The sequence below is a fragment of the Nostoc sp. genome, from assembly GCF_036917515.1.
Taxonomy (GTDB): domain Bacteria; phylum Cyanobacteriota; class Cyanobacteriia; order Cyanobacteriales; family Nostocaceae; genus Nostoc.
In genome coordinates this window covers 1-12,289 of sequence record NZ_JBALDE010000224.1, presented here as the reverse complement: position 1 = coordinate 12,289, position 12,289 = coordinate 1, and the positions used below count along the sequence as shown (strand labels likewise).

The window sequence follows — 12,289 nt, the reverse complement described above, 5'->3', positions numbered from 1 at the left end:
GGATTAATCGCTTATTGCCATCAACCTAAGAAACCCAGCCTTCAGATGGAGTGGCTTTTATCTCAACCTGCTTAACCCGAACTCAGGTTACTTAAAATATTACTAAAAACCGGGTTGGAAAGATAATTTTTGAGCAGGCGATGCCTATGGTGGGCTACGCCTATGTGTCATCTTGATACGCATAATTCATTCTTGTCCAATAAGTTCAGTACAAGAGTTAATTTAATGCCTTCATTTTTCCTCAATTTTCAGCATAACTTTTAATTGACAAAAGTAAGTTGATCTGAATTTCTCACCAATGGATTTTACCCGTTTTTAGTTGATTTCTAGAAATTAAATTGTATCGGTAATCAAATATTGACTTGTTCTTGACTATTGCTATGTAAAGTATGGTCACTCTGCAAGTAATTAAAATTATGAAAAAGTTGTCAAAATAAATATTTGTGTAATCAATCGGGTAGAAATAGCAGGAGATTGTTTCTTGACGATGCTAAAGCTAGGCTATGCAAATATTATCACGTATTATGTAATCCATTTTTGCCGAAAATTAAGAAGAACAAATATTATGGTAAAGATTTTAAACAGAGTTCCAGAGGTGACAATTTACTTTTGGATTATTAAGATTCTAGCAACCACAGTAGGGGAAACTGCGGCTGATTTTTTATCAGTAACACTCAACCTTGGTTTAAGCATTACATCATATATTATGAGTGGCTTCTTACTGATTGCGCTTTTAAATCAGTTTAGACTGAAGCGATATGTTCCACTGAGTTACTGGTTAGTAGTTGTTTTAATAAGTATTGTCAGTACATTAATTACTGATAAATTGGTAGATGATTTTGGAGTAAGTTTAATAATAACTACTATAATTTTTAGTTGTGTATTAGTGGCAGTTTTTACGTTTTGGTATTTCAGCGAAAAGATATTAGCCATGCACTCTATCAACACTGCTAAAAGAGAAATTTTCTACTGGGTAGCTATTTTACTGACATTTGCCTTGGGTACTTCAACAGGAGACTTCTTAGCCGAGACTTCGGGGTTAGGTTATGCACAATCAGCATTAGTATTTGGGGCGGCGATTGCAATCATAGTTAGCAGTTATTTTTACTTAAAAATGAATGCAGTTTTGGCATTCTGGTTAGCTTACATCTTGACTCGTCCATTTGGAGCATCAATAGGTGATTTACTATCCCAACCTACTAAAAATGGTGGTTTTGGCTATGGTACGGTTGGAACGAGTATGCTTTTCCTCTGTATAATCATCAGCCTAGTGATTTACTTAAGCCTTAAGCCCAAGAAATCAGGCTTACTGCCGATTGACCGAGAAGATTAATTATTGATTGCCTTGTCGAACTTGGGCATATTTCTATTTGTAAAGAGGCGATTTAGTTGGTAATTTGCGATGCCTACGGCGGGCGCTCTGTGCCATCGCCTGACCCATTCCTTCACTGTTAAATAGCTTTTAAAGCTGTATGTAGTGCTTATGACGCAGAGCTTAGAACTTTTCAAGTGTGCCATTCAATTGTTTCTACCAGACTGAACTAATCTGAATAGTGAATGCATTTATGATGACTTACTATTTTTTATTATGAAAAAGAAATGAACAAAGTTGCAAAAGTCACAATTTACTTTTGGATCATGAAGATTATCGCCACGACACTCGGTGAGACGGCAGGTGACTTCATTTCAATGACTCTTGGACTGGGGTATTACATAGGCTTTGCAGTAACGTTTGCCATCCTGGCCATTCTCCTGTTTTTTCAAATTCAATCCGACAGATATCGTCCAGCACTTTACTGGGTGGCCATCATTGCCACAACTACAGCCGGAACCGAAGTTTCAGACTTGATGGATCGATCTTTCGGGCTGGGCTACGCAGTGGGATCGCTGATTCTGGTAGTCGGTCTGTTGAGCGTTCTTGCCATCTGGTACTATCGAGATCGAGATTTAAGCGTTTATCCTATCATGAGGAAAGACGCAGAGACTACCTATTGGCTGGCTGTCGTATTCTCCAACAGTTTGGGAACGGCCTTTGGTGACTTTCTGACAAGCAACTTGGGACTAAGCTATATCCAGGGCGCATTCGTGACAGCCAGCGTCATTGGTGTTGTCATCGCCCTTCACTACCTAACAAAGTTGAGCGATATTCTCCTATTCTGGCTCGCGTTCATCTTTACGCGTCCCTTCGGAGCCACCTTCGGAGATTTTCTGACTAAGCCAGTCAAAGATGGCGGTCTATCACTGCCAAGGGAATATGCTTCGGCGATCGCCTTTATCCTACTAGCAGTTGTCCTATTCTTTTCCATGCGACAGGAGAAAAAAGTGCATCACCCACTTGAGTGATGTGTTTAAGTAGATAGGTCTTTTGACGATAAATAACATTTAAACATGCTCCGACAACTTTCTCATTTCTGGTTGCGTTATGTACATAGTCGTTTAGTTACATTAATTGCCACTATTGGTATTGTTGGACTTGTTAGTTGTCTGCTCATTCTTTTTGTTTTAGCAAAACTAGTTGAAGAGGTCTTAGAGCAAGAAGCCTTTGCATTTGATACTAGTTTTTTGTTATGGCTACATCAATTTGCTAATCCCAAATTAGATAATTTAATGTTGTTCATTACAAATCTTGGTAATCCTAAAACTGTAGTTATAGTTGCAGGAGTTACTTTGTTATTACTTTGGTGGCGACGTTATCAAGAAGATGCAAAAATTTTTATACTTGCTTGCTTGGGAGCGTTAATTTTAAATACGCAGCTAAAGTTGTTTTTTTCTAAACCTCGCCCTGAACTGTGGCATCAATTGATTTCGGAAACATCTTTTAGTTTTCCTAGTGGTCATGCACTAGGTTCTATGGTGCTTTATGGTTTTATTGCTTACGAGTTGGCAACTCACTATCCTCACTTTGCCAAAGTTATTTACAGTTTGACAGTTATTTTAATTGCTGCTATCGGTTTAAGTCGCTTATACTTAGGAGTCCATTGGCCCACAGACATAATAGCAGGTTACGGAGTCGGTTTTTTGTGGCTGATGATATGTATAACGATGCTTAAATTGCAAAGATTGAGGTGGTGAAAGTTAGCTGATTAATGTCTGTAAATCAGCTCGTCGAACTCACCTTGAATATAGGACAGGTTGCTGGATTTGACGTTATTATCAGCTTACTACCAGTCCCTTTCCTTGGCCCGACTTTATCCATTTTCTCTGAACGCTAACGCTATCGCTGAAACCATTATAGAACAGTAGTTTTACTTTTTTAACTTCATCGATCATCTGTGACGTGGAAAAAGTATTTCCTAAAAAGCCTGGGTTTTGCCGAATAAAGAAAACCGAGTTCTTAATTTTGGATAAAGTCGAGCTTAGAGCGATCGCAACTGGCTATGATTGCGAGTCCTAAAACCGACGGCTGAAACCCTCGTTTTTTCGTTAGCTTCCAAAAGTTTTCAGTCTACTGAATATATAGAACCCATTTGATATCTTTTAGGCAATTGAGTAGAATCAACAGAAATTAGGAGGATTGAAGCAGGTTAGTGTTGAAAATGGGGTATTCAAGCGATTTTACAAACAAAGAGTCGGAAATAATTGAGCCATTATTGCCGACTAAGAAGAAAACTAGACCCCCTCTGTGGACAAAGCGACAAATTCTTAACGGTGTATTTTATCAACTCAAGAATGGTTGTAATTGGGCTGACTTACCTAAAGATTTCCGCCCTATTCTACTGTCTTTTGATATTACAAGCATTGGTGCCAGGAGGGTATTCTTGACAATATTATGACCAAGTTGCATGGCAGGTTACGCCAACAAGCAAAAAAAAAACTACAGTGGACGACCCTAATAATGATTGACTCACAAGCAGTAAAAAACACTCTTTTATGCCAGCATTGAATCCAAAGGGTTTTGTTTTTACAAAGCAACAAATGGGATCAAAAGACATCTAGCAGTTGATATACTGGGTTTTCCCTTGTTTACCCACTGTACTCAAGCCAGCCTATCTGATGACCAAGGGTTAATTGAGATGCTCTCAATTAACATTGATTATTTCAAATCCAAACCCATTGAGCTACCTAAGATTACAATCCTGATAGCTCATAACTATCATCCTGATAAACTTACCCAAGCGTTAGAGCAGATTTATCCTCAAATCATCAGTAAAATCCAATTTGAACTTTCAGCCAAGCCATCGAAAGACGAAAAGGAAGCCAATGGAAAATCTGGATTTGTGCCTGTTGCTGCTAGATGGGTAATTGAAAGGTCAAACGCTTGGGTGGAGAGATGTAAAAGTTTAGTCAAAAATTTTGACCGGACACTCGCTCGTGCCAATGCCAAGTTCAAGCTTTGTTTTATTAGATTGATGCTCAGAAGACTAGCTGCTAGCTAGAAAAAAGATATCAAATGGGTTCTATAGATGAAAATTTTCTGGGTGAAAAGTTCGTAGATAAGACAGAAACCGCTTTTACCCCCCGTGTTGGCATTGTTTATCAACCAATTGAACCCATTTCTCTCTATTTCAGCTATTCCAAATCATTCAATCCTGTGATTTTTGGTACTAGCAGGACAGGGGCTAGATTTAAACCTGAAAAAGGCGAACAGCTGGAAGTGGGACTAAAAGCAGACCTGATTCCCGATAAACTATCTACAACCTTATCATTTTATGATTTGACAAAGCAGAATGTACTGGTTACTGATCCTGAAGATTCCCGATTTAGTATTCAAACAGGTGAGCAGAAAAGCCGAGGCGTTGAATTCAGTCTAGTTGGTACAACCATATGAGTTCTGGGCTGAAACTGCAAAAAGCAAAGATTTTCGGGTGTTTGTCAATCCCTTTACTGGAAAAGTGATGGGCGATCGCCTCCAGCATGCTACGTGATTGCACCTTTTCTCCCAAAATCACACCATAGCCCTTCAATTGTGGAAATCTTTGCCCAACTGCAAGCAAAAATTGATGCCACACAACAGTTGTAGTTTAAATTTTAGCAGCGAGCGCCTATCAATTCTAACTTCAAAGGGCGATCATTTCCTCTTAATCTCTTCCTCCGTGTCCTCTGCGCCTGGAGCGATTCGATTCTCATGCCCTCTCAGTTTCCTTTAACAAGTTACCGCTCTTCCATATTCTTGAAGCTTGTGTTTTCTAAATTCAGCACTGCTGGGTCATTTCTTGCTCCTAGTCTAAACTCCAGTAATCAGAATCAGCCGCTATAATTTTCTCGGCAATCGATTTCTGTGTACCCATTGCATCAATAGTAATGATACAGCCAGAAATGTCTAGCATTTCTAACAATGCAGGAATTGCAGTGATTTCATTGGATTTGTCACTGACCTTTGTTTGTCCCAAAACCAAACAGTGTTCACTTGACCACGCACTAACTAGATGCAAAGCTTTTAGCTTATATTCTCGGTCATAGGAGCCTCTATTAACTTTGCCATCTATGGCAACTACCTCTACACCCAACTTCTCAACCTGTGATTGTACCCACCGCCGAAAACATTGCTCAAACTCTTTAGAATTAATTTTCTCAAACACTCTTCTAAAAGTATCTGGACTGGGTATACCTTCTGGTAGTTCTAGAAACGTCTCTAACCACTCCTTTTTATTTAGTCCATACTCCTCAATATCTTGCCAACCTTTAGTGCATCAAAAATTACAATGAAACCGTACTCAATTGATTTGCGTTCAAAAATAGTAAATGCTTATGAAAGAGGTAACACGTCAATCCGAAAAGTAGCTGTTGAATTTGGCGTAGCGAAAAGCTATGTACAAAAGCTTCTCCAACAAAAGAGAACCCAAGGTCATCTAAAACCCAAAAAGCAAGGTGGAGCAATGAAGGGTAAATTGGATGACTACAGAAGTGAATTAGCGGAAATGGTTAAAAGCCATCCAGATACAACTTTATCCGAATACTGTGAGTACTTTGGAGAAAAATATAACGTTTGGGTATGTGCAAGTGTAATGTGTGGTGCATTGCAAAAACAAAAACCAACACGAAAAAAAAGACTTTACGTAGTAGCCAGGCGAAAACAGAAAGAGTCCAAAAACTGAGAATTGAGTATTAGGAGAAAGTAAAACAAATAGACCCAGAAAACCTTGTTTTTATTGATAAAATGGGTGTTTTACTAGGTTTAACTCGAACTCATGGCAGAAGTGAGGGCAAGTTTGGACAAGCTAAAAGAAGATTTAGCTTGAGTAGAGTCATGGCTAAACTTTCTCATACTTCTCTTACTGCAATTGCTATCACTTTTCTAGTGATGAATCTGTCTACTCATCTATTGCGGTTGTTTGATGCTTTTTTATGTCTATTTTTCACAAATATATCTTTTTTCCAGTCTAACATTATTGATGCTTATGTCTGGCTCAATTGTAAACAACAAAAACTTATATTTTTACCTTCCTTGAATAACTAATCAATCCTTCAAAAGCTTTTTATTACTTTTTCAGCAAGCCCTAATTAATCCTGAACATCTCAAAAATTGGTTTACAATTTGCTGCTACTGTACCTCATAAACTCCGAATATGCTGTATATTACATCTAGGCGATGGCTTTGCCCGCCGCAGGCATCGCATTACGAACCGTAGGTTTATTGCCTTTGGTTGCTGTTGCGCGAATCCGAAGTCAATAGTTTATAAAAATGTTAATTTGTCAAATTTGAATTTGATGTTGTATAAATATGTGATTTTGTGCGGTGACGATACCGCCACATGACAAAACCCGTAACAAATAAAATCAGCGGCGCAAGTCCTACGAAGACATAGAAAATGCGGGTGAGTAAGCCGCCAAAGGTGCCGAAGTGTAAAAGTCCAAAGGAGTTGAAGATGCGATCGCCCAACGATTGCTCTAACCCATTATCGACTCGCAACACTTTGCCACTGTACCGATCGAGATAAATTTCGGTTCTGCCGATGTCCCCCGCTTCTTGGGGAAACTTATATCGCATCGACAAGGTATCTTCTGGTTTCTGCGGAAAGTAAATCGTTTGAAGTTCTGCACCTAGTAACGCTGCCTGTGCCGTTTTTAGTTGTTCGGTTAATGGTAGCGGAGATTGAAGAGCGATCAGTTTGGAAATTGGGTAAGTTTTTGGGGGACTGAACGTAACTGCACGAATGAAGGATTCACTGAACTGATAAAAATTCCAGCAGAACCCTGTGAAAAACGTCAGCACTAAGAAAATAGCTACAACCACTCCCACAAGTTTATGAATATCGAAGTTCACGCGCTTGGGATGGGCATTCCACTTGATTCTAAAGCCTGCAATCAGCTTTCTCCATCCGGGCCATAGCACCAATCCCGTGATGCTGAGAATACACATCAGCAAGCCAACAATACCCACAATCTTGAGTCCGATATCGCCTGCTAACAGAGCGTAGTGCAGTTTATATGCAACTTTGAAAAAATGCTGCTCAGCATTTAGTTTAAGAGTGTTGCCGAGAACTACCCCTGTATAGGGATTCACATAGTTATCGATCCAATCGTTTTCTTTGGTTGCATAAACAATATTCGCTGGCTTTGAGGGTTTTACTGGCAGATAAAGTACCTGGAGCAAGGCATCTGGTTGATTGGCATAAGTAGATTTCACTGTATTGAGGATCGTCTCAATCGGCAAAGGTTCACCTTGAGGAGTAATCGTCCCAATCTGGCGATATAGCTGAACATCACTGATTTCTGTATGAAAAACCAGCAGGCTCCCGGTTAAACCAACAATAATCGCAATCAGTCCTACACCTAACCCAATGTATCGGTGTAAAGCAAACATCAAATTGCGTAGCTTTTTAGAATTCATAGTAGAGGTTGCTTACCGAATTTGATATACCTTGTTAAAAGAAAAATGATGTAGCAAGGATCAAAACTCCACAGACACTTGTCCCAGAACAGTTAAAGGCGGTTGGGGCACAACGAAGTATCCATTACTGTTGTAGTAGTTAATGTTAGTCAGATTGTTCACATTCAATTGCACTTTCCAGTTATCTCGTTTGTAGAAGACTCCAGTATCAACGTGGAAGTAGCTGGGCAGTTGCACGTCTGCGTTGGGAAGTGTGGTTTCTCTATCACCACTAACGTAATAAAACCCTAAATTAAATCCCAACCCTTTGAGTGATCCTTGTTGAATCTCATAGGTGTTCAATAGACCAAATTGATGTCTGGGGATAGCTGTTAATCTGTCGTTGACCAACTCAAGATTTGTATCTTTGCTTACAAAGGCATCAGTGTAGGCGTAGGAAGCTATAATATTCCAACCGTTTACCGGGCGACCCACCAGGTTAAATTCCATCCCTCGGCTTTTTTGTTCACCAGTTTGAATACTGAAGTCAAGATTGTTTGGATCAATGACAAGGACATTCTCTTTGCGGATCTGGTAGGCGGCAAGGGTTGCTGATAGTCGCTGGGATAAATCAGCTTTGATCCCCACCTCAAACTGCTCACTCCGTTCTGGTTTGAAGGTTTCACCAGAGGCGCTGAAACCAGTAGCAGAATTAAACGAAGTTGCGTAGCTGAAATAGAGGGAGATGGGTTTAATGGGCTGATATACAATCCCCGCACGGGGGCTAAAGGTAGAATCTGTCTGCTCAGTGTCTAAATCACTCACAGGATCTCGACTTGTAGAACGAAGCAGGTCAGTCAAACCGTCCTCCCAACAGAAGTTTGAGATTTTCCAAAAGCGTAATCTGATCTTGAACGTACAAGCCCAGACCATCCGAAACATTTATACTCGGCTTCCCTGTTGAAAAGAATTTTCCTTCAAGGCCGTAAACAGGGTTAAACAAATCAATTGATGTTTTCACTGGTCCATCAAAACCAAAACCCTCTAGTGAGTCTCGTCTCCGGAGAAGTTCAACGCCTAACAAAACCTGATGAGCAACCGATCCAGTTTGAAACTTACCGATAACCTCATTTTGCAGCGTATAGCTCTGCGAGTCAGAGTCATAGCTGCTGTCTGCAAAGTGGTCAATCGTGCGGCGGTCTTCTTGTATTGAAAGCGGAGTCACTCTTCTGTTATCAAGGATGGAAAGTATGGCAGAAAATTGATTCCGAAACTTCCAGTTCTCACTCAACTGGTGCTCCAGGATGTAGCTGATCCGCGTCGTTTGGGCAGTGGCATCATCAATATCAGGTTCACCCAGGTTGCGGCTAATCGGTACCCGAAAGATTTCAGGACTGACGGATGGTAAACCCCAGTCCCATTGATAATCGGATTTTTGATATTCAAAATTGAATGTCAACTTTGTGTCTTTGCCAATTTGCCAGGAGAGCGCTGGGGCGACATAAATACTTTCTGAGTCAACGAAGTCCCGAAAACTAGCCGCATTTTGATAAGCCAGGTTGAGCCGATAGGCAACTGTTTTTTGAGAGTTCAACGGTCCAGAAATATCTACGGTCGGGCGGTAAAAGTCAAAGCTGCTAGTGGTTAGCGTGGCGGAATAATAAGGCTGTGTCAGAGGTTGCTTGCTAACAATGTTGACGATTCCTCCTGGTTCATTTTGTCCAAACAAGACGGAAGCAGGACCTTTGAGAATTTCAATTCGCTCAATCCCGGCAACATCAAACAAATCTGTATCGCCGGAACCTCGGAAGCCATCTCAGTAGTTGGTGGGACTACCAAAGCCTCTAATGATGAAGTTTGCACCTGGAGCACCACCACCCGGTACGTCTTCCTGCACACCTGCTACGTTATCCGCGATTTGCTGCACTCGTGTAATTTGTCTGTCTTCCAGCAGTTGCCGGGGGATGACCTGAATCGATTGGGGAATATCGCGTAGAGGCGTATCGGTTTTGGTTGCAGTCGCGGCATCTGGTACGTTATATCCGTCTTGCTCACCCGTAACTACCAATTCAATCGGTTCATCACCTTCAGAGTCAAGCTGACTTGGCTGTGTCTGGTTTTCTGGCGGCGTTGGTTGTGTTTGAGATTGTTGCTGTGGCGACATAGAAGGTGCTTGCCAGCACTGCGATTCACTAATTGCAATTGTTGTCCACCAAGAGTCTGTAAAATTATCTCCACACCTTTATCAGTGGGATTTGCTTTCACTGCGGTCACTTGCACAATTTCTGTTTCCTCTACCTGAGCCAACCACTCTTTAACGGTGGTTACAGGGCGCTTCAAGTCACTCAATTGGATAATTTGAGTCTGTGCCCCTGCCAGAACGGGTCGGTTCATCAGGGCGACAAAGGTAAATGTTACCAAAAAGAGAAATGACTGCTGTTTCCGAATCACTACTATCTCCCCACATCATCAATTAACTGGTGATCACGCTCTCCATTGCTGAAGCAATCGCAAATCTCAAATACAATAATTGAGAATTATTAATAATTAGATGTGGTTCATAATACGGAATTTAAGCGATCGCTCTGTCTTTAAGACCGAGTATTTTTATTTTTCATCTGATATTCCCTGGGACTAATACCAAACTTCTTGCAAAATGCGGCATGAAATGCTGTCCGACTGGCATAGCCCACCATTGCCGCCACCCCTTCAACCGTCAGATTTTGCTCTACAACCACCGTGCCTCTTGCATCTGATGGTCTTGCAAGCAGCCAAAGACGGTATTGCCAAACATTTGATGGAAACCCTGTCGGAGTTTAAATTCATTCAATCCCACCTGCTGTGCTAGATCCCTAACTGAGGGAGGCTTAACAAAGTTGCGAAGTAAAATTTCTTTGGCTTGATAAATGCGATCGCGATCGTCTGATTTTAAGCTGATCAATCGCGGTTCATCAACGGGATACTCTACAAGTTGAGCAAACTACAAAGCAACCAGTTCCAACACTTTTGATTCTAGATAAATCTGTCTGGTTACTCCCTGGTAAGGACAGTTTGGTAGTTGGTGGAAAGCCGTTTGCATCTGTTGCGTATTCTTACCTGCACATTGATGAAACCAGGGAGTTGTATCACCCTCCAGAAACGATTGTAGTTGTGCCGGAAAAAAATCATTGCGTCCAGCAGCAATAGTTCTGAGCAAATGTGGCTCAACTCGAACAACGATATCCAATATCCGTCCGACAGATTGTGTTTCAATCTCGCGGCTTCCCGGAACAAAAAATAAATAATTCTCCCCTGCTTGTTCGTAGTGATCATCTTTGACACCGAAGGTCTGTACCCTACAACCCCCAACAACCCAGAAGTGTAAAGCCAAAGGAGCAGATTCATCAATAAAATGATCTAAACCGAAGCTTTTGTGAGATACAAAGTCATCAACTTGTAGCAACAGTCCAGGACGTAGATGGACTATCCGAGTATATCCACTTGCCAGTTGAGTTTGTCCAATAGAGAAGTTTTCCAGGGAAACACTTTCGATCTCATCTCCCTAAGCAGTGATTTTTCCTTGTTCTATTCCTTCTGCCCACACTTCATCCCATTCAGCTTCGGTAAAGACTCTGCTCATTGTTAATGCTTAATTCCCAATTGTAATTTTTTACCTAAAGAATTATGTCGATCTATTGTTAAGAAATTATCTCATAACTATTTGAAAAATATTTAGCTAAGGTAAGCTCTGTGCGATCGCTAATCTACCAGCCTAAAACAGAAGAAACTTGATAACGCCATTCATGCCAGGTTAAGACAAAACGAGTTTTGTCAATAGTAGTTACGCTCTAAATTAGAGCGATGATTAGGTATCAAATTCAATCTTTTGCGGACTTTATCGGGTAAGAATGAGTGATGCTTTTGAAGACGACGCGTAGGCGTAGCCCGCTGTAGGCATCGCCTGTGATAATGGTGTAGTTGAGAGGCGTAGCCGCTTTGTGGTGAAGCAGTTCAAGTCTTGGACGCCACATCCTCTACTTAGGGAAACTCCAAGACCGGAGTGGCTCCGGTTCCCGTCGAGTTGAAACTGCTGTTAGCGCAGCGAAGCGCGAGTCTTCTCCCAAGGGGAAACGCTACGCGAACGAGCGTCACCCTCTGGGCTTGTCGCGTTTACATCGCTTTTAGTGCTGCTAAAGTTCTGGGTGTGGAGTTGCAAAACTATAAAGACCGTTGAGCGTTGGTTCATGATGGTAAACCCAACCCACAAACTCAGGAGTATGACGACCAAAAATGTAAATTCCGTCTGTTTCTCTACCCAAGTCAACCCAAGCAGCAGTCATCCATTGTCGGTATCCAGAATCTGCGAAACGATCGCACTTATCCACAGGTAGAAAGCATTTCAAACGAGTATCAAGGGCGTGGCAAACATAGTTTTTGACAGCAAATATCGATAAGCCTTCAGCACGGAATGGCACTAAGAAAAACCGAAACACTTGTGGGTTAAGCAGTTTGCAATTGCTTGCGTAATTCGTGGCGGGGTTTGGTCATTAAGGGGTAAGC

General features: G+C 41.3%; 16 protein-coding genes and 3 pseudogenes. 8 read left to right on the top strand and 11 right to left on the bottom strand.

What is annotated here, in order from left to right:
* The first annotated feature begins 487 nt into the window (after window positions 1–487).
* The 6 genes from V7K89_RS29390 to V7K89_RS29370 all read left to right on the top strand — a co-directional run bounded on the left by V7K89_RS29390 (window position 488) and on the right by V7K89_RS29370 (window position 4,768).
* On the top strand, window positions 488–1,333 hold the full coding sequence (locus tag V7K89_RS29390) for a COG4705 family protein (RefSeq protein WP_335193594.1): 846 nt from the start codon (window positions 488–490) through the stop codon (window positions 1,331–1,333).
* A 266-nt stretch (window positions 1,334–1,599) separates the two neighbouring features.
* Complete coding sequence (locus V7K89_RS29385) at window positions 1,600–2,343, top strand: COG4705 family protein (protein ID WP_335193592.1); 744 nt, start codon at window positions 1,600–1,602, stop codon at window positions 2,341–2,343.
* 45 nt (window positions 2,344–2,388) lie between these two features.
* The gene (locus V7K89_RS29380; RefSeq protein ID WP_335193590.1) at window positions 2,389–3,072 is read left to right on the top strand and encodes a phosphatase PAP2 family protein; all 684 of its coding nucleotides are present in this window, start codon (window positions 2,389–2,391) and stop codon (window positions 3,070–3,072) included.
* 464 nt (window positions 3,073–3,536) lie between these two features.
* Window positions 3,537–3,773 carry a transposase gene (locus V7K89_RS36160; RefSeq protein WP_442941788.1) on the top strand — a complete coding sequence of 79 codons (237 nt, stop codon included), beginning with the start codon at window positions 3,537–3,539 and terminating at the stop codon, window positions 3,771–3,773.
* A 186-nt stretch (window positions 3,774–3,959) separates the two neighbouring features.
* A complete protein-coding gene (locus tag V7K89_RS29375; RefSeq protein WP_335193588.1) occupies window positions 3,960–4,376 on the top strand; it encodes an IS5/IS1182 family transposase in 417 nt (138 codons plus the stop codon).
* A 14-nt stretch (window positions 4,377–4,390) separates the two neighbouring features.
* Complete coding sequence (locus V7K89_RS29370) at window positions 4,391–4,768, top strand: TonB-dependent receptor domain-containing protein (RefSeq protein WP_335193586.1); 378 nt, start codon at window positions 4,391–4,393, stop codon at window positions 4,766–4,768.
* Between the two features lie 406 nt (window positions 4,769–5,174).
* Here V7K89_RS29370 and V7K89_RS29365 read toward each other — a convergent pair.
* A pseudogene (locus V7K89_RS29365) lies at window positions 5,175–5,624 on the bottom strand (ISAs1 family transposase); the annotation flags it as partial.
* Window positions 5,625–5,642: 18 nt separating this feature from the next.
* Between V7K89_RS29365 and V7K89_RS29360 the strand changes: the two are divergent.
* Together V7K89_RS29360 and V7K89_RS29355 are read left to right on the top strand one after the other, a co-directional pair.
* Window positions 5,643–6,035 (top strand): helix-turn-helix domain-containing protein, encoded by a 393-nt coding sequence (locus tag V7K89_RS29360; protein WP_335193584.1) that lies wholly within the window; start codon window positions 5,643–5,645, stop codon window positions 6,033–6,035.
* Between the two features lie 104 nt (window positions 6,036–6,139).
* Window positions 6,140–6,397: pseudogene (locus V7K89_RS29355) on the top strand (transposase); the annotation flags it as partial.
* A 228-nt stretch (window positions 6,398–6,625) separates the two neighbouring features.
* Here the strand turns inward: V7K89_RS29355 and V7K89_RS29350 are convergent.
* The 10 genes and pseudogenes from V7K89_RS29350 to V7K89_RS29305 form a co-directional block, all read right to left on the bottom strand.
* Window positions 6,626–7,771, bottom strand: a complete 1,146-nt coding sequence (locus V7K89_RS29350; protein WP_335193582.1) for a PepSY-associated TM helix domain-containing protein — start codon at window positions 7,769–7,771, stop codon at window positions 6,626–6,628.
* A 60-nt stretch (window positions 7,772–7,831) separates the two neighbouring features.
* Window positions 7,832–8,611 (bottom strand): TonB-dependent siderophore receptor, encoded by a 780-nt coding sequence (locus V7K89_RS29345; RefSeq protein ID WP_335193580.1) that lies wholly within the window; start codon window positions 8,609–8,611, stop codon window positions 7,832–7,834.
* Entirely contained in the window at window positions 8,604–9,209 is a 606-nt protein-coding gene (locus tag V7K89_RS29340; RefSeq protein ID WP_335193596.1) for a TonB-dependent receptor domain-containing protein, read from the bottom strand. Before V7K89_RS29340 ends, V7K89_RS29345 begins: the two co-directional genes overlap by 8 nt.
* Before the next feature lie 300 nt (window positions 9,210–9,509).
* Window positions 9,510–9,818: pseudogene (locus tag V7K89_RS29335) on the bottom strand (TonB-dependent receptor plug domain-containing protein); the annotation flags it as partial.
* On the bottom strand, window positions 9,812–10,201 hold the full coding sequence (locus V7K89_RS29330) for a hypothetical protein (protein ID WP_335193578.1): 390 nt from the start codon (window positions 10,199–10,201) through the stop codon (window positions 9,812–9,814). The pseudogene V7K89_RS29335 and the gene V7K89_RS29330, both read right to left, overlap by 7 nt.
* 140 nt (window positions 10,202–10,341) lie before the next feature.
* Window positions 10,342–10,488, bottom strand: coding sequence for a helix-turn-helix domain-containing protein (locus V7K89_RS29325; protein ID WP_335193576.1), 147 nt, complete (start codon window positions 10,486–10,488; stop codon window positions 10,342–10,344).
* Window positions 10,479–10,691, bottom strand: a complete 213-nt coding sequence (locus tag V7K89_RS29320; protein WP_335193574.1) for an AraC family transcriptional regulator — start codon at window positions 10,689–10,691, stop codon at window positions 10,479–10,481. Before V7K89_RS29320 ends, V7K89_RS29325 begins: the two co-directional genes overlap by 10 nt.
* 39 nt (window positions 10,692–10,730) lie before the next feature.
* On the bottom strand, window positions 10,731–11,192 hold the full coding sequence (locus V7K89_RS29315) for a hypothetical protein (protein ID WP_335193572.1): 462 nt from the start codon (window positions 11,190–11,192) through the stop codon (window positions 10,731–10,733).
* 415 nt (window positions 11,193–11,607) lie between these two features.
* Window positions 11,608–11,760, bottom strand: a complete 153-nt coding sequence (locus V7K89_RS29310) for a hypothetical protein (RefSeq protein ID WP_335193570.1) — start codon at window positions 11,758–11,760, stop codon at window positions 11,608–11,610.
* Between the two features lie 159 nt (window positions 11,761–11,919).
* Window positions 11,920–12,222 carry a hypothetical protein gene (locus V7K89_RS29305; RefSeq protein WP_335193567.1) on the bottom strand — a complete coding sequence of 101 codons (303 nt, stop codon included), beginning with the start codon at window positions 12,220–12,222 and terminating at the stop codon, window positions 11,920–11,922.
* Window positions 12,223–12,289 lie beyond the last annotated feature (67 nt).

Coding starts and splice junctions, on each gene's coding strand:
- V7K89_RS29390 (WP_335193594.1), top strand. CDS start 488: ATGCTAAAGCTAGGCTATGCAAATATTATCACGTATTATGTAATCCAT.
- V7K89_RS29385 (WP_335193592.1), top strand. CDS start 1,600: ATGAACAAAGTTGCAAAAGTCACAATTTACTTTTGGATCATGAAGATT.
- V7K89_RS29380 (WP_335193590.1), top strand. CDS start 2,389: ATGCTCCGACAACTTTCTCATTTCTGGTTGCGTTATGTACATAGTCGT.
- V7K89_RS36160 (WP_442941788.1), top strand. CDS start 3,537: ATGGGGTATTCAAGCGATTTTACAAACAAAGAGTCGGAAATAATTGAG.
- V7K89_RS29370 (WP_335193586.1), top strand. CDS start 4,391: ATGGGTTCTATAGATGAAAATTTTCTGGGTGAAAAGTTCGTAGATAAG.
- V7K89_RS29360 (WP_335193584.1), top strand. CDS start 5,643: ATGAAACCGTACTCAATTGATTTGCGTTCAAAAATAGTAAATGCTTAT.
- V7K89_RS29350 (WP_335193582.1), bottom strand. CDS start 7,771: ATGAATTCTAAAAAGCTACGCAATTTGATGTTTGCTTTACACCGATAC.
- V7K89_RS29310 (WP_335193570.1), bottom strand. CDS start 11,760: ATGTGGCGTCCAAGACTTGAACTGCTTCACCACAAAGCGGCTACGCCT.